22 protein-coding genes, 3 tRNA genes, 2 rRNA genes and 1 pseudogene are annotated in these 20,020 nt (G+C 38.6%); 8 read left to right on the top strand and 20 right to left on the bottom strand.

Going from position 1 to position 20,020, the window contains the following annotated elements:
* Positions 1-398: 398 nt before the first annotated feature.
* Positions 399-1,043: an FMN-dependent NADH-azoreductase gene (locus BV906_RS13175; RefSeq protein WP_087974108.1), complete on the bottom strand. Its 645-nt coding sequence runs from the start codon at positions 1,041-1,043 to the stop codon at positions 399-401.
* A gap of 133 nt (positions 1,044-1,176) precedes the next feature.
* Between BV906_RS13175 and BV906_RS13170 the strand changes: the two genes are divergently transcribed.
* Entirely contained in the window at positions 1,177-1,524 is a 348-nt protein-coding gene (locus tag BV906_RS13170; RefSeq protein WP_087974107.1) for a winged helix-turn-helix transcriptional regulator, read from the top strand.
* Positions 1,525-1,777: 253 nt separating this feature from the next.
* Positions 1,778-1,978, top strand: coding sequence for a hypothetical protein (locus BV906_RS13165; RefSeq protein ID WP_087974106.1), 201 nt, complete (start codon positions 1,778-1,780; stop codon positions 1,976-1,978).
* 278 nt (positions 1,979-2,256) lie between these two features.
* Here the strand turns inward: BV906_RS13165 and BV906_RS13160 are convergent, their stop codons facing one another.
* The 3 genes from BV906_RS13160 to BV906_RS13150 form a co-directional block, all read right to left on the bottom strand.
* Positions 2,257-2,862 carry a YdhK family protein gene (locus BV906_RS13160; protein WP_087974105.1) on the bottom strand — a complete coding sequence of 202 codons (606 nt, stop codon included), beginning with the start codon at positions 2,860-2,862 and terminating at the stop codon, positions 2,257-2,259.
* 190 nt (positions 2,863-3,052) lie between these two features.
* Positions 3,053-3,589: a CueP family metal-binding protein gene (locus tag BV906_RS13155; protein WP_087974104.1), complete on the bottom strand. Its 537-nt coding sequence runs from the start codon at positions 3,587-3,589 to the stop codon at positions 3,053-3,055.
* Between the two features lie 86 nt (positions 3,590-3,675).
* A complete protein-coding gene (locus BV906_RS13150; protein ID WP_176330350.1) occupies positions 3,676-4,008 on the bottom strand; it encodes a DUF4363 family protein in 333 nt (110 codons plus the stop codon).
* Positions 4,009-4,107: 99 nt separating this feature from the next.
* On the opposite strand from BV906_RS13150, the gene BV906_RS13145 reads away from it, so the two are divergent.
* On the top strand, positions 4,108-4,968 hold the full coding sequence (locus BV906_RS13145) for a YetF domain-containing protein (protein ID WP_087974102.1): 861 nt from the start codon (positions 4,108-4,110) through the stop codon (positions 4,966-4,968).
* A 275-nt stretch (positions 4,969-5,243) separates the two neighbouring features.
* Here the strand turns inward: BV906_RS13145 and BV906_RS19900 are convergent, their stop codons facing one another.
* The gene (locus tag BV906_RS19900; protein ID WP_176330349.1) at positions 5,244-6,626 is read right to left on the bottom strand and encodes a polysaccharide lyase domain-containing protein; all 1,383 of its coding nucleotides are present in this window, start codon (positions 6,624-6,626) and stop codon (positions 5,244-5,246) included.
* 341 nt (positions 6,627-6,967) lie between these two features.
* Here BV906_RS19900 and BV906_RS13130 point away from each other — a divergent pair, with 341 nt between their 5' ends.
* The gene (locus tag BV906_RS13130) at positions 6,968-7,243 is read left to right on the top strand and encodes a DUF4314 domain-containing protein (protein ID WP_217896385.1); all 276 of its coding nucleotides are present in this window, start codon (positions 6,968-6,970) and stop codon (positions 7,241-7,243) included.
* A 28-nt stretch (positions 7,244-7,271) separates the two neighbouring features.
* Positions 7,272-7,415: a hypothetical protein gene (locus BV906_RS19515; protein ID WP_176330348.1), complete on the top strand. Its 144-nt coding sequence runs from the start codon at positions 7,272-7,274 to the stop codon at positions 7,413-7,415.
* A 589-nt stretch (positions 7,416-8,004) separates the two neighbouring features.
* Here the strand turns inward: BV906_RS19515 and BV906_RS13120 are convergent.
* The gene (locus BV906_RS13120; RefSeq protein WP_087974100.1) at positions 8,005-8,946 is read right to left on the bottom strand and encodes a DMT family transporter; all 942 of its coding nucleotides are present in this window, start codon (positions 8,944-8,946) and stop codon (positions 8,005-8,007) included.
* Between the two features lie 180 nt (positions 8,947-9,126).
* Here BV906_RS13120 and BV906_RS13115 point away from each other — a divergent pair, with 180 nt between their 5' ends.
* Complete coding sequence (locus BV906_RS13115) at positions 9,127-9,519, top strand: hypothetical protein (RefSeq protein ID WP_087974099.1); 393 nt, start codon at positions 9,127-9,129, stop codon at positions 9,517-9,519.
* Positions 9,520-9,610: 91 nt separating this feature from the next.
* On the opposite strand, the gene nagB is transcribed toward BV906_RS13115, so the two are convergent.
* The 9 genes from nagB to BV906_RS13070 all read right to left on the bottom strand — a co-directional run bounded on the left by nagB (position 9,611) and on the right by BV906_RS13070 (position 16,815).
* Positions 9,611-10,336, bottom strand: a complete 726-nt coding sequence (gene nagB, locus BV906_RS13110) for a glucosamine-6-phosphate deaminase (protein ID WP_087974098.1) — start codon at positions 10,334-10,336, stop codon at positions 9,611-9,613.
* Positions 10,337-10,432: 96 nt separating this feature from the next.
* On the bottom strand, positions 10,433-11,602 hold the full coding sequence (gene nagA, locus BV906_RS13105; protein ID WP_087974309.1) for an N-acetylglucosamine-6-phosphate deacetylase: 1,170 nt from the start codon (positions 11,600-11,602) through the stop codon (positions 10,433-10,435).
* Between the two features lie 217 nt (positions 11,603-11,819).
* The gene (locus BV906_RS13100; RefSeq protein ID WP_087974097.1) at positions 11,820-11,954 is read right to left on the bottom strand and encodes a YvrJ family protein; all 135 of its coding nucleotides are present in this window, start codon (positions 11,952-11,954) and stop codon (positions 11,820-11,822) included.
* A 368-nt stretch (positions 11,955-12,322) separates the two neighbouring features.
* The gene (locus BV906_RS13095) at positions 12,323-12,538 is read right to left on the bottom strand and encodes a DUF2922 domain-containing protein (protein WP_087974096.1); all 216 of its coding nucleotides are present in this window, start codon (positions 12,536-12,538) and stop codon (positions 12,323-12,325) included.
* 37 nt (positions 12,539-12,575) lie between these two features.
* Positions 12,576-12,800: a DUF1659 domain-containing protein gene (locus tag BV906_RS13090; RefSeq protein ID WP_087974094.1), complete on the bottom strand. Its 225-nt coding sequence runs from the start codon at positions 12,798-12,800 to the stop codon at positions 12,576-12,578.
* Between the two features lie 493 nt (positions 12,801-13,293).
* Positions 13,294-14,418, bottom strand: a complete 1,125-nt coding sequence (locus tag BV906_RS13085) for an extracellular catalytic domain type 1 short-chain-length polyhydroxyalkanoate depolymerase (RefSeq protein WP_087974093.1) — start codon at positions 14,416-14,418, stop codon at positions 13,294-13,296.
* A gap of 421 nt (positions 14,419-14,839) precedes the next feature.
* Entirely contained in the window at positions 14,840-15,958 is a 1,119-nt protein-coding gene (gene wecB, locus BV906_RS13080; protein WP_087974092.1) for a non-hydrolyzing UDP-N-acetylglucosamine 2-epimerase, read from the bottom strand.
* Positions 15,959-16,337: 379 nt separating this feature from the next.
* Positions 16,338-16,553 carry a DUF2922 domain-containing protein gene (locus BV906_RS13075; protein ID WP_087974091.1) on the bottom strand — a complete coding sequence of 72 codons (216 nt, stop codon included), beginning with the start codon at positions 16,551-16,553 and terminating at the stop codon, positions 16,338-16,340.
* Positions 16,554-16,590: 37 nt separating this feature from the next.
* Positions 16,591-16,815: a DUF1659 domain-containing protein gene (locus BV906_RS13070; RefSeq protein ID WP_087974090.1), complete on the bottom strand. Its 225-nt coding sequence runs from the start codon at positions 16,813-16,815 to the stop codon at positions 16,591-16,593.
* A 267-nt stretch (positions 16,816-17,082) separates the two neighbouring features.
* On the opposite strand from BV906_RS13070, the gene BV906_RS13065 reads away from it, so the two are divergent.
* Together BV906_RS13065 and tagD are read left to right on the top strand one after the other, a co-directional pair.
* Entirely contained in the window at positions 17,083-18,102 is a 1,020-nt protein-coding gene (locus tag BV906_RS13065) for an LCP family protein (RefSeq protein ID WP_087974089.1), read from the top strand.
* A 68-nt stretch (positions 18,103-18,170) separates the two neighbouring features.
* Positions 18,171-18,561: pseudogene (gene tagD, locus BV906_RS13060) on the top strand (glycerol-3-phosphate cytidylyltransferase).
* Between the two features lie 761 nt (positions 18,562-19,322).
* Here the strand turns inward: tagD and BV906_RS13055 are convergent.
* The 5 genes from BV906_RS13055 to BV906_RS13035 form a co-directional block, all read right to left on the bottom strand.
* Positions 19,323-19,399: transfer RNA gene (locus BV906_RS13055), tRNA-Met, on the bottom strand.
* A gap of 40 nt (positions 19,400-19,439) precedes the next feature.
* Positions 19,440-19,515, bottom strand: a tRNA-Val gene (locus BV906_RS13050).
* Positions 19,516-19,519: 4 nt separating this feature from the next.
* Positions 19,520-19,594 (bottom strand) — tRNA-Glu (locus tag BV906_RS13045).
* A gap of 128 nt (positions 19,595-19,722) precedes the next feature.
* Positions 19,723-19,838, bottom strand: a 5S ribosomal RNA gene (gene rrf, locus BV906_RS13040).
* Positions 19,839-19,909: 71 nt separating this feature from the next.
* A 23S ribosomal RNA gene (locus tag BV906_RS13035) occupies positions 19,910-20,020 on the bottom strand; the annotation flags it as partial.

The following is a 20,020-nucleotide window of genomic DNA, read 5'->3' as shown; positions in this document are numbered from 1 at the left end:
TGAATAAATAAGCAATACACATCCAACACCCATATTCAGATTGACTATACTAGAGCCAAATTTAATAGCATAGAAAACATTCAATAAAATAATCGCTAGGCTAATGATAAAAATAAAGGAAAATATCAAAACATTTAACTGATACTTCCTGCCAAATACTTCAATCATACTTCTTCTCCTCTCTTTTCAAACAAGATACCACTACACTTATGGATCAATCGTTTCTTATTGTAAAATATTATCTTTCAACTTTAGAACTCTACTTTTATATTAACATAAAATTCAAACAACTGAAATTGTATTTAGAAGAACCACTAGATTTTACGATAAATAAAGGACCCATTTTGATAAATAAATTAATCAAAATGGATCCTTTTCTCAATTGATAAAGTTTTAAATTAAGCAGTAACCGTCATTTCTAGTAGACGATTTGCTGAAGCTTTTACTTCTTCCATACCTGCAGTAATGATTTCTTCCGCTTTATCTGGCATAGCATTGTGACCTTCGATGATCACTTCATCGATAATTTCCATACCGAATATGCCACCGAATACGTTGCGCATGTAATTAACAGCCATTTCCATTGGAGCTGCTTCTGGTACGGAGTAAACTCCGCCACGAGCGTTTAGGAACATAGCTTTTTTATCAGTCATTAATTGAATCATGTTGCCTTGGGCATCATATTTAAATGCAAATCCTGCAGCATATACATAATCAATGAATGTTTGTAATTTAGCTGGGATTGTTAAATTCCATAATGGGAATGCGAATACGACTACGTCTGCAGCTGTGATTGCATCCATTGCTTTTTGTTTTGCTGCTAAAAGACGTGATTCAACGTCTGTTAATTCTCCACCATTTTGGACTTTTCCAAAAGCATTAAAGGCATCTTGACCGAAGTATGGTGTGTCTTCTTCATACACATCATAAGTTGTTACGTTTACTTCTTTACCTTCTAATTCAGCCATAAATGTTTCATACATTTTGCTAGAGATTGCCTCTGTTGAAGGACGATTATTTGCTTTTACTACTAAAATATTCATATTAATAGAACTCTCCTCTTATACCTATTTTCTATATTGCACATCCTTATTATAAATTATTAAATTACTTTTTAAAAGTACGCACTTAAAAGTGGTATAGTATACAAAAGGATACTATTGGAGGGAATAAATCATGGAGAAAGAACCAGAACATTGTAACGTAGAGGATGCTTTAGGCATTTTAGTAGGTAAGTGGAAACCAATTATTTTATTGCATTTACTGCAGGAAGGCACAAAACGTTTCAGTGAATTGAAACGAGGCATGCCTGGTATTACGCAAAAAATGTTAACGAAGCAGTTGCGAGAACTGGAGAGCGAGGATATAATTCAGCGCGTAGTTTACCCGCAAGTTCCTCCCAAAGTGGAGTATTCTATTACGGAATATGGCAAAAGTTTAGAACCGATTTTAGAAGCCATGCATGAGTGGGGAACAAACCATACACTGCATAAAATGGGGAAACTAAATCAAAAGAGCATGTAGCTAGAACAAACAGGTATGATTTTCATTAAATTATAGAAAATCATACCTGTTTTTTAACCCGTTCGTTGATTAAGATTTAGAATCCTCTTTCTTCCATTAACCTTTCAATTCGCTCAGGTAACTCTATCCGATATTGCCATACTATCTAAATATATATTTTTAATAAATTCCCAAAATTCGACAATATAAGTTCTTGTAAATGAAGTACAAAGTAACTACACTTAAAGTACTTATCAGTTAGAAGGTGATGGTGATGATTATGATTTCTCCTGAAGAAAGGCTTCTTTTCATAAGAGAAATTTATAAGTTAGAAGACGAGTACGAAAGGTGTACGGACAATACTTTAAAAGGAGAAATTTATGATGAAATAAAACGTTTGAATGAAATTTTAGACTTTAAATCATGTTTTACTATATATGCTAATGCTGGACACTCCCTCAACCAGAACAACTAAAAATTACTTCTTCTATAATTTTAAAATAGATATTCATGGGAAAGGATCATCTCACTTCTATTAACCGAACTATGATCTTCAATATTCTATGATTCATACACCACATCGTTCAAAAGAAAAACGTCACCATTTCTTCTACATGTTCAATATGATTCAACTCAGGATCTATTGCTTCGTGATTTTTTCTATCAATAGCTAGCCGCGAATTACAAGTAGAGATCCCTCCACACCACTCGTGAAGGGATCTCTTTATTTACTAATTAAAGTTTAATTATAATTTATTCCACTGGTGAAAGTTCGCCTTCTGTTACCCATTTATGATTTGTTACTTCTTCACCGGTTTCGGTATCCGTGTAACTCACCACATATACTGTTGTTTGTTCAGCCGAATCAATCGTAGCCGCTGCTCCATCCATTCCTTCCATATGGTCCGCATTTAATACAACTTCATCTCCAGATTGAAATGGTTCTTCCCCAGCGTTTTCGAGTTCTTCATGAATCACCCATTTATGATCCTCCACTGGTTCACCACCTGTTGTCGGGGTATATGAAACCATATAAACAGTCGTATCGTATGCTCCAGTAATTGTTGCTGTAGCGCCATCCATACCACCCATATGGTCCGCGTTTATTTTTGCTTCACTATCAACTGGATATGTAGGATTTTCTGACTCCACCAAACCTCCTGGAACTTCACCTGAACTTGAATGATGCATTTCTTGGACAGAATCAGACTCTTCATCACCCACATACGTGATTTGTTGAGGTTCAGTACCAGTATTTGCATCATCATTGGTTGTCGTTTCTTCATTTCCACCACAAGCCGCTAAAACCAGCACTGTCATAATAACAAGTATCCTTATGATTAATTTGTTTTTCTTCATCGCTACATTTCCTCCCACTTTTTATATTTTAAATCCCTCTCATACTATCTCCCCTTTTCACTATTTTTAAACGTTATTATGTATAGCTTAACCGAGTTATGAAACTGCTTCTTTTAACGATAAAAAAAGTCGATAGATAATAATCGACTTTCGAGTATCTTTCTTATGTATAAAGTAAATATTCATTTGTTTACATCAGTTGCATCGTTGTAATGCAAGTCTTGTCGCCTTTAAAAGTAGATAATTCTGATTCAATCATTTGTCCTTCATGCTTAATTTTAACTCGATACGTTTTATCGCGTGGCAACCATAAATCGACAAATCCGTTAGATTGAGATTTCATTGTTTCGTCAATGATTACATTGCCTTCCATATCTTCAATATAAATATCAAACACTTCTTCTGTCATTTCTCCTTGGCAGCTTGTCAAACTATGATTTGTGCATGGATGGGTTTCATTGACATACGGTGCAATAGAAACAAAAAAGTCGTCTGCAGGTAGGTCATAGACTAACTCGTTTCCATTGTTATCGTTTACCATCAGTTGGTGAGAAGTAATGGAAGCAGCCTCAGCTTTTAAATTACCTGTACTATAATCACGCACCAATTCTTTCATGTTTTCTGTTTCATTTTCTTGGGAAGATTCCCCCTTGACTGTATCATCTGCACCACAAGCAGTTAATACAACAGCAGCCAAAATAGCAATGGCGAATATTTTTAAATTCATTTAATTGTCACATCCTTTGTCTTTTCAATTTAATATTATATCATACCTTTTCACCTCTATTTAAAATTTTTGTTATATGATGAAAACTATAATGAATAGATGTCTTTTATAAGGGATCTGGCCGTTGCGAGTTCCATTCTTACATTCGTCGTATCCTCTTCTTTTGCTGCCGCAATCATTTTATTAATGCTTTCATTTAATCCCTCATATTCACCTTCATCGCCAAGCAACTGTATTTTCCATTTATTATCTTCATAAATACTTTTGAGTTCATTGGCCTGGAGTGAAATTTCTTCCCATTCTGGTTGGTCCAATGCTTGTTCAAGCTCATCCATAGGCTTGAAAAAGATATCCCCACCGATTGTCTGAGCACATCCGGAAAGCAGGATGAATAGCGACAAATAGATAATCGTTTTCATATCAATGATATTTCCTCCCAATAGTTTGAATAACATATCCTATATTGCCCGATAATGGAAAAAGATTACATCATATAATGGACGAAGGAGAAATATGCCATGCCCGAACTTGTGTTGATACTAATTCGATCGATAGCTGCGTTTCTGTTGTTGTTGCTGATGACTCGCATTATGGGAAAGAAGCAAATTTCTCAGCTTACTTTTTTCGATTATTGCGTGGGAATTACAATTGGATCCATTGCCGCAACCTTGTCTGTCGATCAGAATGTTAAAATAGCAACCGGACTGATGGCATTGCTTGTTTGGGGACTTTTCCCAATCATCCTGGCATATATGAGTTTGAAATCTATGTGGTTTACAAAAATGATGGATGGTACTGCAACGATAATGATACAGAACGGTAAAATACTGGAAAAAAACATGAAAAAGAATCTGTTTACGATCGATGAATTGATGCTATTACTCAGGGAGAAAGGGACGTTTAAGGTTTCCGATGTGGAGATGGCTGTTTTGGAGACGAACGGGCAGCTTAGTGTCATGCTGAAGACAGATCAGCAGCCGCTTACACCGCATACATTAGGGATTCCCTCGGAACCGGAACATGGACCAACCATCTTGATTATGGATGGTCAATTGCTTGATAAGGGCTTGAAGGAACACGGTTATTCGAAGGAATGGTTACTCGGTGAGGTACAAAAGCAAGGGGCAAAAGACTTCAAGGAGGTTTTCCTCGCCCAGATGGACTCCCGTGGAAATGTATATGTGGATAAATATGTGGATAAAGAAAAACAGCCTATCGCTGAAGAAAGGCCACTGCTGGAAGCGCCCCTAAAAAAGCTACAAGCTGATTTGGAAAGCTTATCACTAAAGACAAATAACCTTGAGGCCAATACGTTGTCTGCAGAAGAGAAGGCTAGTCTTCAGAAGACCATCGATTTGATATTGCCATATTTGAAGTAATAGTAATTCTGTTATTTACATAGGGAAGCTCTTCAGGTGCTGCACTACTATTTACAAAGTACTAATCGGAAAGTATCTTTTATTCAGTATCTAGAGATTTCTACACTTATCCAATTAGACTTCGATTATTAGAAATGATGTACAACCCAGAACTTTTCTGGCCGATTAATATGTTGTTGGATTGGAAGTTAGGGTTAAGCATAGAATAATTCCTTTATAGTTTAGTAGGAATATTTTATGCTAACCCATGCTATTGCTTCCAATATGAATTATTATTATACTCTTTGATCGTCGATTGTAGCATCACTATTATTTTCCGATAACTCAGATAATGGGTCATAGGGAGGACCGAATTGAGTTCCCGCTAACAAAGCAATATCAACGAAGTTTCCAGGGATTCCCCAGGAATTTCCGGAGAAAACAAAAATAGCTCTGTCTACTACCCAGCCACGGGTATTGTATACCACATTGTTAATGATATCTCCAGTTGTATTTGGATTTAAATATGCAGGTTGTCTAAGCGAGTGGAAGGTATTTCCCTCTATTAATAGGTTTGTCATATTACCCGCTAGTGGAACAATTGCACGATTTGTTACCCAGCCACTTGATGGCGGCGTTTGCTCAGGTCCATAAATAGTGTTATTTAAAATCCGATGATCACTTCCGCTAATTCGAATAAATTCCCTAGGATATGGGATATCACTCGTCATCGTTAATCCTTCAAGGGTTACCGAACTTCCAGTTACGACGAAAGGATTGACATTTGCTTGCAGTACGATCATATTTCCTGGGTATCCAAGTAAAGTGATTCCTTGTTTATTAACGTTAATTGGGGACACAATGGGATAAGTTCCTTCTAATATATGAACGGTTCCTGTCGGAGCTACTGCTGCAATACCTTCTTGAATTGTTCCGAATGGGTTTTCTTGACTTCCATCCCCATCTACTTCCCCTGCTCTGACATAGATATTAAAAGGGTCAACCGTAATCTGTGCCACAGTGTTTAATGCTCGATTTGTGACTTGCAAGGTTGTGATATTTGTTGAAGTGACTCTTGTAATGATAATTCTATAAGTGTGTGTACCTGGTGGCGGTGTATCTATCCACGTGATATTTGGTGTAAACGTATCAGACGTAGTTGTGTTTGAAGAAAACGTTCTAGTTCGAATTACTGGTGCGGTTGTCAACGTAGTAGGACTAGTACCCATTCTCACTAGTTGGTAATTCACGTTTAACGAATAGTTCGTTACACTTCCTGTTGAGAAAAATAGTCTAAACGTGGAATCCAACTTTATCTGTTGACCCTCTGAAGTTGTTAAAGGTGGAAGGTCCATTACAATCGGAGAAGAAGTAAGCAGGTCAACTGTATTGTTTGCTTGTGTAGTAAAGAAGGTTGAGCCAGTTCCCGCTTCCCCTGCTGGTCCTGCTGGTCCTGCTGGTCCTTCTGGTCCCGCTGGTCCTAGTGGTCCTGGTGGTCCTGGTGGTCCTGGTGGTCCTGGTGGTCCTGGTGGTCCCCATGGCCCTGCTGGTCCTTCTAGTCCTGGTGGTCCCGCTGGTCCTCTCCTCCTAGATGGACAGGTGCCTTTTTTCTTTGGTGTTTTAGAAATAGGATAATGTGGACAACATCCTTTATACTGGCGAACTTTGATAAAAATCACCTCATTTATGCATTTTCATTATGATATGTTGGTGATCTTACTAACGCTTGGATGAATATCATATTTGATCTTTAACTTAGTTTCCATACTTTTCACTGGGTTGAGACGTATTTATGAGTTTTCCAGTTATAAAATTTTACTCCGAATAGATAAGCACAGCAGAATGATCCTCTTATCCAACTATTGAACCTATTGAAATTAATCTTTTTGTCGACAATCCAAAAATAGCCTTACCATTTAATATGGCAAAGCTACCTTTGTGGAAGCACCGTTAGCTCGGTAACCTTTTAATATTAACAATCTTCAAAAATTAAAAGGATATAACTGTAAGTTTTCAGGGTATGATAAAGATACAACCTTTTATGAAAGGAATGAATATTGTGATTGTAGCTACAAAAAGTAAAGTAGTGGAAATGATTCGTAAGAGGTATCCAGAAGGAACACGAATTGAAGTGATTTCGTTATATGACCCCTACCTTAAGTTACCGCCCGGATCAAGAGGAACTGTTAGTTTTGTAGATGATATTGGTACAATTCACGTAAATTGGGATTCTGGTAGTTTACTAGGTTTGATAAATGGACAGGATAGGTATAAAAAGGTAACCACACCTATATAAGTGTTGCCTTAAGAAGGAAGGGAATGCAATGCCATATCCTAAAACAGAGCCTTGTGAATTCTGTGGAAATCCAATAACGTATGGATTTGCACTTTGCGAGAACTGTGATGACACGGTTATGTTCTTCGATGAACGTTCTAGCCAAAATAAGCTGAAAAATGGAAAATTATAGATTAATGAATTTGCCTGAACTATCTTATATCGACAAGGAAATAGAAGATGCCTGATTTGGTCAGCTTCATGCATTAGCTTTACAGAAGAACGGGGACGGTTTTCTTGCTTCCAATTACTTAGAAACGGAAGCTGAAGAACCGTCCTCGTCTGAGCACTGCTCTCGCCCGTCTGAGCACTGCCCTCGACCGTTTGAGCGCTTCTCTCGCCCGTTTGAGCGCTGCTCTCGCCCGTCTGAGCACTGCCTTCGCCCGTTTGAGCGCTGCTCTCGACCGTTTGAGCGTTGCTCTCGCCCGTTTGAGCACTGCCCTCGCCCGTCTGAGCGCTGCTCTCGCCCGTTTGAGCGTTGCTCTCGCCCGCTTGAGCGTTGCTCTCGCCCGTTTGAGCACTGCTCTCGCCCGTTTGAGTGCTGCTCTCGCCCGTATTTTAAAAATGCCTCCTAATATTAATAGTTTATCAAATAAGACTCGTTTCAAGAAGCTCTTTTCTCCACACACTGAAAATACCACAACGAGAAACATTGTGGTATAGCTGAAATTTAATCCTATCGTTTTTCTTAGGAAGCACGGGTACGGTTCTCTTTCTTCCAATTACTTAGAAACGGAAGCGGAAGAAGCGTCCCCGTGCTTCCAATTAATCGCAACAATCCCTACAGCAACGAGGGCGATAGATCCGACAATAAACAAATTCATCTCTTCTCCTGGTATAAACAATGCTGATAGTACTGTTCCTGATACTGGTACGACAAATTTGTATAGACTGATTTCGCCTGCTTTATTGTATTTTAATAACGAATACCAGAGCGCAAATGAGACCGCGGAAAGTATTGCAGAGTAGATGAATAGCCCTGTTCCAAGCGGGTTAAAGATAATCGCATTCTCCTCTAATTGTGGAAGACCGATGATGAGCAATATTGATGCTCCAATCGCCAACTGCCAACCTGTTAGTGCGAATGGATGGATCCCCGTTGCAAGTTCCTTTGCCATAATCGTTCCAATCGCTCCCGTCAAAGCTGCCAGTATCATATAACCTTCACCAGTCACTTGAAAACTCAGCTCAAACGACTGACCCCAATTCGCGATAATAATCCCCGTAAACCCGGCAATTAACCCGATTGTCTTATTCCAATTCATTCGATCATTTTTATAAAAATAATGCGCAATAATAACGGTGAAAAATGTCCCACTGGCCGAAAGAATGGAACCTTGCATGCCCGATACTTTTGCCAGTCCATTGTAAAAGAAAAAGTATTGCAGGGACGTTTGGAAGATGCCCAGAATAATTAAAACGAGTATCTGCCTGCGTGTCACCAGTAAATGCCTTGGACTTGTAAGCAATAAACCAACCAATACAATCAAGCCGGCAAGCAGGAAACGCAACCCTGCGAATACGACCTTAGCAATCGTATCATCCGGTGCCATCTGCAATTCCTCGTAGCTGATTTTTAGTACAGGAAACGCACTCCCCCATAACACAGAACAAAAAATCGCAATCCCAATTACCGACCATTTATTTTGAAATACATTATTCATACTGTCATCTCCTATGTGTATTAAACAATAATCTATAATATTTGATGGCGAGAATTTAAGCAAATGAAGTGACTTGACGGAAGCATGGGGACGGTTCTCAAGTTCCTGTCCATATTATTGTAATAATTCCTCCTTCATTAAAATAAACTCTAGAAATAGGTTTTATCTGGAGGGATATGGATGAGTGTAGATAACCTGCTTATAACTGAAGAAATGTTAGCTAGATTTTATGATCTTAATAAGATGAAGAAAGAAATAGAGGCAGAGATGAGTCAGTTAAAATCTAATTTCCATGCTTGCATGGATAAATTTGCGGGTGCCAATGAAAAGGGAGAAATCACGGAAGGTGGATTTACATTATTAAGGCAGATCAGGAAATCGGAAAAATTTAGCGAGAAGGATACTGTAGAACGGTTGGAGGAGCTTCGTTTGGACGACCTAATTAACGTGGTGAAAAAACCAGATGACGGGAAAATTAACGCAGCAATTGAACTTGGACTGCTCGAGGGAAAAGAACTGGAGGATTGCAGAATAACACGTTACACCGCGGCTATTGCAGTGAAGAAACGATAATTTCAGGGAGAGGGATCAGCGTCGGATTGCTCATCCCTCTCTTGATATTATTTAACATAATGCGGGGAGTGTCAGGCACCGTTCGGGCGTCCTATTTACCCTCTAAAGCCGCTTCATCTGCTATAACAGTAACATGATCATGCTGTTGCAAGATTGAAGCTGGGAAATCTTCAGTTACTTCACCATTCAGCAACCGGTCAAGCGCCTCTTTCTTATTGGCCCCGGAAACAAGCATTAAAATTTCCTTGCTTTCCATAATGGTTTCAATCCCCATCGTAATTGCCTTTTTAGGAACTTCCTCAAGTGAATTGAAAAACCGTGCATTCGCCTCACGCGTTGATTCGTCCAATTCAACGATATGTGTCCTACTGGAGAAAGGTGTTCCCGGCTCATTAAATCCGATATGCCCGTTTAAACCCATTCCAAGTACTTGAATATTAATCTGGCCTGCATCACTAATTTGTTTTTCATAATTCTGGCATTCCTTATCCATATCCTTGGCAACTCCGTTTGGCACGTGAGCTTGATCTTCTGGAATATCTATATGTTTGAATAACTTATCATGCATAAAATAGTGGTAACTATTCGGATCATCATTTTCCAACCCTACATATTCATCTAGATTATATGTAGAAATGTCTTTAAAAGAGACTTCCTGCTCATTATATTTATTGATCAAACGTTTGTACAAACCTTCCGGAGTCGACCCTGTAGCCAATCCAAGCACGGGTTTTTGTAATTGCTTGAGCTTATTTAAAATAAAGGTACATGCCTCTGTACTCATTTCTTCATAGTCTTTTACTTTAATTACTTTCATATAATTAACCTCCATACATATTATTTGCCATATTAAGGAATTAGCAGGCGTTGTTCTGTTTGATCAAACGTTTGAACAAACTTGTAATATACCCTATTATTTCCCCACGAAAGTAATAATACCACGAGAAAGGGTATATTTTATATTAAAATTTTCATCAACTAATAAAATATCTGCATCCTTCCCTACAGTGATACTTCCTTTTTTGTCGTAAACACCTAATTGTTTCGCTGGATTTACGGAAGCCATTTGGATAATATCTTCAACTGCTACTCCATCAAGCTGAAGCAAATGCTTGGCTCCCTCATTCATTTTCAAAATACTCCCAGCTAATGTGCCATCTGCAAGCACTGCCCTCCCGTTCGCTACCTGAACAGGCTGCCCGCCAAGTTCGTAATCACCATCAGGTAATCCCTTCGCACGCATTGCATCGGTAATCAGAATAAGCCGCTCACTGCCCATATTATTATAAATCAGCTGCAACATCTCAGGAGAAATATGAATCCCATCCGCAATTAACTCCCCACGCAATTCCTTCAATTGAAATGCTGCACCAACGACACCAATATCACGGTGGTGAATTCCTGACATGGCATTACAAAGATGTGTGACCTGACGAACACCATAGCCTACTGCCTGCTTCATTCCGGCAAAGTCTGTTCCAGTATGGCCTGCAGACACATTAACACCTTCACTTACTAAGTATCGAGTAAAGGAACCATCCCTATCGTGTTCCGGCGCCATCGTGACTGTCTTTATCTTCCCACCAGAAAGGTGTTGCCATTTTTTGAATACCTGCTTGTCTGGTTCAATAATGTACTCCAGTGGCTGTGCACCGGCCTTTGACTTTTCGATGAAAGGGCCTTCCAAATGTACACCAATCATTTCTGCCTGCCCGGGCTTATTTTTATAGTTTGCAACGTTGACCAATGCTTTTTCAATGTTATCGGGGGAGTTGGTAATGGTTGTTGCCAGAAAGCTTGTCGTCCCCTCTTGTGGAAGAGCTGCCGCCATCGTGTCCAATGCTTCTTCCGTCGCATCCATTACATCTGCTCCATTTGTCCCGTGAATATGTCCGTCAATGAAGCCAGGGATCGCGTTTAGGTTGGTAGCGTTGATAATGCGCACATCTTCTTCCAATCCTTTCTCAAAGTCGTCCTTATTTGATATAGTTTGAATTTGGCCATTTTCTATGTAGATATTACTTTTGGAAATTTTATTATCTTCCTTGTAGACGTTTGCATCTTTTATGTAAATTGGTGAAATCTCCACCGGCTCCCCCCTCCCAAAAATATATTATAAGTTGACTATACCTTGTAGAGTGGGTAATTCAAACATAATTAAACAAATTTATATTTTATTTTGTCGATATTTCCCGGGAAATGAAATATATCTCCGTTGCTTGTCTATATTTGCAGAGGTCTTGAGTTACAAAATAATTTGAAAAGGAGCTTCGGATTCCAAATCGAAGCTCTCTTTCCTATCATTTCATTTTTCCCGGCAACGCATGAATCGATTCAATCAATTGATTCAGCTTTCCCTCAATACGGTGAAGCAAGTAAAATGTAACCGCGATTGGAAAGCCTACTTCAGTCATGAATGGTATCCAGGTTTCCATGTGAATTCCCTCCTGTCTGGTTTTATTATTGATAGAGGAAGAAGAATCGTTTTCAGTTAGTTTTTACTTATACTGGTGATTGCGACAGAGTTATTGCACAAGTTCGAGGATGATTTGCGCAACTTCCTGGGGGTATTGCACCACCTTCTGTCTGGGTTGCGCAACTTTACGTCTGTACCGCGCAACTTTCTGAGTCTATTGCACAACTTCACCTCTGTATCGCACAACTCATCTCCTTTATTTCAACCTTCTCTTAAATCCACTCTAAAATATAATCTCTCTCTATCAGAATATGACCAGAGGCTAAGCCACTGGTCATATTCCTAAATTCTAGTAATCGAGCTCTAACCTTATCGCCTCATCTTTAATTAACCTAACTCAATATCTTCCACAATACGTTCAACCAAACGAGCACTCTTCTTCGCAATAAGATCGCCGCCAGTAGAGGTAAATGCATTCTGTGCAATGATCTCATCCATTGCTGCATGTATCGAAGCGACATTGACTGGTTCAATAGGCTTGTCCAGTGAATACGTAACAATCTTGCCATCCTGATTCGTAAATTTCATTTCAAGTTTTTTCATGGTTACAACTCCTTTCTATTTAATAGATTTCAAATTACTACGCCTCTCGAATATCCGACGTGTCATTACGATTAATGTTATAAAGTGGACGCTCCTGTAGTTCTACCAGTGCTGTTGCAACTGCGTATAGCTGATCTGCTGTTGCATCTGTTTTTACGTTATTGAAGCTTTTAGACTTAAAGATTGGTGAACCAGATTCGGAGTCAATCCCATCCTGAAGTACCAACTGCAATGTGGATTTTGTAATATCTGCTACTGCCATGTTTCTCACCTCCCTCTCACAATTACAATCGAAGGGAGATTGGATTAGGGGGTGTGGAGAAGGATTCTTTAAAAATTCTTGCTACTATAAGTGAATCATATCGATTGTAGATTATAGGAAGTCTATCTAACTATTCAAGGTAGCGAATTCTAGCAAGATGAACTCTAAGATAAAAGCAAAGAAGGAAGCATGAGAACCGTCCCCATGCTTCCTTTTCTCTCTATTGTTCAAACGTTTGATTAATCTTATTTAGTTCTTTTTGCAGATAAATTTCTACAAAAGTTCACTTCGGGATAAGCTCCAGACAGAAGCAAAGAGCCATCCCCGCGCTTTAGGTGGAAAAAACCCTGAGTCAACCGGAAGGGCTTTACCTGACAGAAGAAATGTAACGAGATTCAAAATAACTATGTTAGCAGCTACAAACTTAGTAGCCGGATTACGGGGGGAACCTCGCCAACTTTGATTAATAGGGATGGTTCTTTAGTTTTTTGTTTTATTTTTTCTTTTTCATAAGTTTTGACAGGAGAGCTCTAAAGAAGTTCTTCTTTGGTGTTTCACTTGGTGATTCGTCCTGCGGTTTAACCGGTAACTCAATCGATGTTTTGACTGATGATTCATTTGGTAATTCCGCTGGTACCGGGATTGGCTTTTTGGCCGAAGTCTCCATTCGTTTTTCTTCCGGCTGTTGTTGATGGTTACTGAAAAAGTTCCATATAATTTCTGTTGCACTTGGGCCAGAGGGGTCCGTGTGAGAACCATTCGGGCTTCCACCAGACCAGGTATGCCCCATTTTATCAATCATCCAAAGTTCCAATAATGGTTCGCCGCCCCCATCATTATATATATGCTGGGTATAGCTTTTCCCATTTATTATATCTGATTTGACTAGGGCAGGGGTAACATCAGCAAGGCCTATACCGCCTTCAACAAGAAAATTGGTTTGAGCCCATTGGGTGATAACCTGCTGGCCATTAATGGGATGGACCGTTGTATCACTGATTCCATGGAAAACAATCACCCGTATTTTTTTCTTATACTCTCCCATCTCTTTAAATGCACTGTTTCCGCATGCATATGGATCAGGCACGCCTTTCTCCATACTTTTTTTAGCTTCCTCAGCCATCGGGTCGGTTAGAAAAAATACATTGGCAGCATCATAGGCTAGTCCCGAACAAACTCCTATAGCGTTAAAAACATCTGGATACGTAGCACCAAGAATACAGGCTAGTGACCCGCCTGCCGATAATCCAGCAGCGTAGACTTTATTTGAATCAATCTTGTATTTACTTTTCACCTCATTAATAATCTCATAAATAAGCTTGGGATGTCCCTTCCCGCGGTGCTGATTTTTATCTAAAAACCAGTTCCAGCAGCCAAAGTAGTTATACCCGGCCGGATCTGAAGGATTGAACGGATTGTTCATATCAGGATAGAGGACAAGGAATTTCTCCTTTTCAGCAAGTGTGTTCATGTTTGTGTCTGCAGCAAAATCATCTGGATCTTGTCCACATCCATGAAGCATCACCAACAACGGAGACTCTTTATCTGTATTATATTCACCAGGGACATATAGCTTGTATTTAAAACCTTGATAAATTAAATCAAGAAATTTTCCCAAATCACTTAACCTCCGTTTTTATACTCTATTTCCCTATCTTATTACGGTGGTTGTCACAACACAAGCATTTGTTTACAATTTTAACAAAATTTAAAATATTTTTGGCAAAAATTTTGTACATACATCTTTAAAGACTTATTCATCATTCATCGATTGCGGAAGTCTCACTTAAAGTATATGGTGCGAGAGTTAAACAATGCAATCATAATTTGATTGTCTTTTCCTTCTTGAATAATGTTATGAATATTATGTTAACATCGAATAAAATTCTGTTGATCTAACTGCCTAATTCAAACAGCAAGCAGTGATACGACAGTAAAAATGACGTATGAAAATTCATACGTCATTTCCTTTGTCATTTAATTAATATGCACATCAAAAATGCAACCCTTATCGTAATATTGACGGCTCTTTTTTATTCCTATTTCTTTTCAAAATAACTAACAATTGCATCAGCAATTCTCCGAGATGCTTCCCCATCTCCATATGGATTCGAGGCTTTAGCCATTTTATCATGGGCTTCTTTATCAGAAAGTAACTCATTTGCCAGGTTAAAGATTGTATCTTCATCTGTACCAGCTAATTTCAGTGTACCTGCATCGATTCCTTCTGGGCGCTCCGTTGTGTCACGCAGTACTAGCACTGGTACACCAAGGGATGGCGCTTCTTCTTGCACACCACCAGAGTCCGTTAAAATTAAATAGGCATGGGATGCGAAGTTATGGAAGTCCACCACACCAAGTGGTTCAATTAATTGAATGCGGTCATCGTTACCAAGGATTTTATTTGCTGTTTCCTGAACAACCGGATTTAAATGTACTGGATAAATAACTTGAATATCGTCATGTGTTTCTACTAATCGTTTTATAGCTCTGAACATGGATTGCATATTTTCGCCAAGGTTTTCTCTGCGATGGGCAGTCATGAGTACGAGTCGCTTATCGCCAATCCCTTCAAGAACAGGGCTTGAATACGACTCATCAACCGTTGTTTTCAATGCATCAATTGCTGTGTTACCAGTTACAACAATGTTTTCAGCTGGTTTATCTTCATTAAGCAGATTTTGCTTTGATTTTTCAGTTGGTGAGAAATGTAAATCAGCCATCACGCCGGTAAGCTGGCGATTCATCTCTTCCGGATATGGTGAATATTTATTCCATGTACGAAGACCTGCTTCAACATGACCAATTGCAATCTGGTTGTAAAATGCTGCAAGAGATGCTGCGAACGTTGTCGTCGTGTCACCATGCACGAGCACGATATCTGGTTGTGTTTCCTTCATTACTTCATCAAGACCCTCTAATGCACGGGTAGTTATCTGTGCAAGGGATTGTTGTTTTTTCATAATGTTTAAATCAAAATCTGGAGTGATGTTGAAAATCTCAAGAACCTGATCCAGCATTTCGCGATGCTGTGCCGTTACAGTTACAATCGATTCGAACTCCTCCGAACGTTTGTTTAATTCAAGAACAAGTGGAGCCATTTTAATTGCTTCGGGTCTCGTTCCAAAAATTGTCATTACCTTAATACGTTTACTCATTTGTCAAGTCACTCCAATGAATTTTAAATATATTTTACCACTCATTACTGCTAATAACATTTAAATGCATGTCGAGTAATAGATTTTGTTGTTTTATTTTTTCATTTATTCTTTAATTGTAATCCTATTTACAGTACCACTTTCTTTCTTTTCTTTCAATCAAATAGGTATTAATTAATGTAAGATTGTGATAGAGTAATGGAATTTTTTCCGTTTACAGGTTTTTAATTAGGTGAATAATAAATATAGTAAAAGACAATTGTAACCTCAAACTCAGAATCCATTTAAAGCTATTCTTAATAAGAAAAACAGACCAGAGGCTATGCCGCTGGTCATGTTGTGATATTTCCTTTCTAGTAATGAAGCTTCAAAACCTAAATTAACCTAATTCAATATCTTCCACAATACGTTCAACCAAACGAGCACTCTTCTTTTCAATAAGATCGCCACCAGTAGAAGTAAATGCATTCTGTGCAATGACCTCATCCATTGCTGCATGTATCGAAGCGACATTGACAGGTTCTATAGGCTTGTCCAATGAATACGTAACAATTTTTCCATCTTGATTCGTAAATTTCATTTCAAGTTTTTTCATGGTTACAACTCCTTTCTATTTAATAGATTTCAAATTACTACGCCTCCCGAATATCCGCCGTATCCTTACGATTAATGTTATAAAGCGGACGCTCCTGGAGTTCTACCAAAGCTGTTGCAACTGCATATAGCTGATCTGCTGTTGCATCTGTTTTTACGTTGTTGAAGCTTTTCGACTTCAAGATGGGTAATCCTGATTCGGAATCAATCCCATCTTGAAGTACTAATTGCAATGTGGATTTTGTGATATCTGCTACTGCCATGTTTCTCACCTCCCTTTCACAATTACAATCGAAAGGAGATTGGATTAGGGGGTGCGAAGGGGGTTCTTAAAATTTTCTACCATTTTAGTAGATGGTTATTCGATTGTAATTGGAAGAGGCCTTTATTATTTTTAAAAAATGTTAGCCTTCACATAATGAATTGCAGAACATCAAATACGAGGAAGTAAGGAGAACCGTCCCCATGCTTCCATGATGTTATCTTGTTATGGTAAAATAGTGTTATGTTTTGTCGTGAGGGGTTAATTTATGTCTAAAGATAATAAAAAGAGATTTACCAAAAAGAGAAAGATATTTGTTTCGTTATTAATTTTATTTCTTATTTTAGTGGGATCCGGAATAGGTTATGCTGCACATCTTTATAATAAGACAGCGAATATAGTAACGGATTCTCATGAGAAAGTTGGCCGGGATGATGAAACTTCTCCACTTCGAGATGGTCCTGTTGATCCGGTGGAAGATAATGTTTCTGTCTTGTTTATTGGTGTCGATGACAGCGAGCATCGGGATAGTAAAAATAGTCGATCAGACGCATTAATACTCGCTACGTTTAATAAGAATGATAGTTCTATAAAATTGTTGAGTATTCCAAGAGATACCTATGTATATGTGCCAGAAGTAAACTATTCAACAAAGATTAATCATGCACATGCATATGGTGGACCACTGGCAACGATTGAAACACTTGAGGAGTTTTTGCATGTACCGGTCGATTATTATGTGCGCATGAACTTCAATGCTTTTGTTGAAGTGGTGGACTCATTGGACGGAATACGGTTTAATGTGCCATATGAAATCGTTGAGTCGGATTCAGGGGATGTACGAGATGCTATTCACTTATACCCAGGCTATCAACTGCTGGATGGTGAAGAGGCTTTGGCATTAGCTCGTACGCGAAAATATGATAGTGATGTTGAAAGAGGAAAAAGACAGCAGGAAATCCTTAAAGAAATAGCAAAAGAAGTTACTTCTGCATCCTCCCTTTTCAAACTGGAAGATGTACTTACTGCAGTAGGATCAAATATGAAAACAAATTTAACATTTGCTGAGATTAGAGGATTCCTATCTTATGGATTAAATGAAACGATTCAAATTGAAAATGTAAACCTAGCCGGTAGTGGAGGTTACATGGAAAACGGCGGCGGTTGGTATTACCAAGTAGAAGAAGAAAGTAGAGTTCAAACTCAAAATGAACTTAGGTACCATCTGGGGTTGGACTCCTCTGAAACGTCCAACGATTTCTTAGAACATCCTCATGAATTTAATTAATTAAAGAAGAATTCTAGTTCCAGTTTTATGTTAAAATTATAATAATACATTTACTGGATGAGAATTCCATTAAAACGATAATCACATATGGCACATTTGATTTAATACATGCTGGCCATATTCCTTTACTCAGACACGCGCAAAGGAAATGGGAGACTATTTGATTGTTGGTATTTCTACAGAAGAATTTAGTAAACTGAAGAATAAAGAAGCCTATCATCCGTTCGAGGATCGCAAGTTAATTCTGGATGCAATTCGTTATGTCGATCATGTTATCCCCGAATATTCGTGGAATCAGAAAATCAGTGATGTAAAAGAGTACCATGCAGATCTTTTTGTTATGGGTGATGACTGGAAGGGGCATTTTGACTTTCTAAAGGAATATTGTGAGGCTATTTTATTTACCACGCAGAAGGAATCTCAACGTCGGTGTTTAGGATACTCTTAAAAATCCGATAAAGATTAAATTTACTACAGTAGTTACAATTTGTAATGATTATACAATTCACGAAAGACAAATCATAATAAAATGAAATGAATGCTTATTTCCTGCGTTCTCGAAATTTGTCATAACATATACAATTAGAAGGATCTGACTCCCAGTGGGGTACGTATTACTGGTTGTTGAATGAAGTTACATTGGATGAAACAAAGACCGTGTTATAAAGTCATTTAGATATTTCAAGTACAGAAATTGTTAGTAACTTAAATTCAAATACCGTTAGAGAATAAAATGTTTATTTTGAATAAATAAAGCTACTGAACCTTTGTAGATCAATAAAGGGAGAAATTAACTTTTCAATATGGATAATTGGAATACTTTCCTTTCACAAAAAAACTCGCAGATAATGATCTGCGAGTTTTTTGTACCGTATTCGTGAAATACTCGATATGCAAAGATGCTAAAACTTAGGTTAGAGTGAAAATAGATATGAAGAAAAGTTCGTATTCTATTTAATAGGCGTGATTTTGTTTCAAACCTCCCTGCCATTAAGACAAAAGGGGTAATGAAACTCATTTATAATCACAAAGTGAATGAAGCGTATAGATACAAATGTAAGCGGAGTTTCTCCCTCTACAGTATCGGAACTGCTTATAGGAGGGATTCATATTTTATGTGTAAATTGCTGGGCTACCAAGCGAACCTGCGACCCATCAATTATGAGTCGATAGTTCTAACCAACTGGGCTAAGAGTCCAATTTATAATTATTGAAAATATTGGTTGCGGGGGCAGGATTTGAACCTACGGCCTTTGGGTTATGAGCCCAACGAGCTACCAGACTGCTCCACCCCGCGATTTGGGAGATAAATTAATATTCATCTAAAAGTTTAAAAATGGTGGAGGATGCAGGGCTCGAACCTGCGACCCCCTGCTTGTAAGGCAGGTGCTCTCCCAGCTGAGCTAATCCTCCATATTGGTGACCCGTACGGGAATCGAACCCGTGATACCGCCGTGAAAGGGCGGTGTCTTAACCGCTTGACCAACGGGCCTGGTAAACTTACTATGTATTAACAAATAAATAATTCCACAGGTAGATTTCAAAGGTTGAACTTCGAATCTACGACCAATCGACGAATAGTCGTTGATCTACCGTTAAGGTACTGTGAAATAATCTTTTGCCTGGCGGCGTTCTACTCTTGCAGGGGCAAAGCCCCAACTACCATCGACGCTGAAGAGCTTAACTTCTGTGTTCGAGATGGGAACAGGTGTGACCTCTTCGCTATTGCTACCAGACATATATTTTAAGGTTTATACCTTAAAAACTAAATAAGAGTAAATCAACACATCAATATCAATAAAGAAGTTTAGTTAAGTCCTCGATCTATTAGTATCCGTCAGCTACACGTGTCACCACGCTTCCACCTCGGACCTATCAACCTCATCGTCTCTGAGGGATCTTACTCACTCGAAGTGAT

The sequence above is a fragment of the Oceanobacillus rekensis genome, assembly GCF_002153375.1.
Taxonomy (GTDB): Bacteria; Bacillota; Bacilli; order Bacillales; family Amphibacillaceae; genus Oceanobacillus; species Oceanobacillus rekensis.
This window is presented reverse-complemented; position numbering and strand designations above follow the sequence as displayed.